Origin of the sequence: Marinomonas atlantica, from assembly GCF_001639725.1 — a bacterium.
Taxonomy (GTDB): domain Bacteria; phylum Pseudomonadota; class Gammaproteobacteria; order Pseudomonadales; family Marinomonadaceae; genus Marinomonas; species Marinomonas atlantica.
In genome coordinates this window covers 1-264 of record NZ_LTAW01000048.1, presented here as the reverse complement: position 1 = coordinate 264, position 264 = coordinate 1, and the positions used below count along the sequence as shown (strand labels likewise).

Annotated in this window: 1 protein-coding gene; it reads right to left on the bottom strand. The window is 39.8% G+C overall.

Annotated features, from left to right (window positions below; genetic code table 11):
* Positions 1-98 (bottom strand): Rnf-Nqr domain containing protein (locus tag AYW75_RS18845; protein ID WP_331709534.1); only part of this gene is annotated, 98 nt, incomplete at its 3' end.
* Positions 99-264: the final 166 nt, after the last annotated feature.

Sequence of the window (264 nt, the reverse complement as noted above, 5' to 3'; positions counted from 1 at the left end):
TTTGACACACCCATGAAAGGGCACAACCCAAGGAATTTTACCAGTACGAAATTGTTGACGAGGACAGTTCCCACCAACAATAAGAAATATTCGGTCATAATAATAAGTGTAAAGAGCTCCGATCCCGTTATTATCCTGCTTTGCGTAGCGAATAACAACCAGTGAAACATAAGGTTTTGTCTGTTTGTACGAAAAGTATAGGTATTAAGCCTAAAATCAGGAAAGGGAAGTTTTGGGTTCTTGAAACGCAAAAAGCCGCGTCTT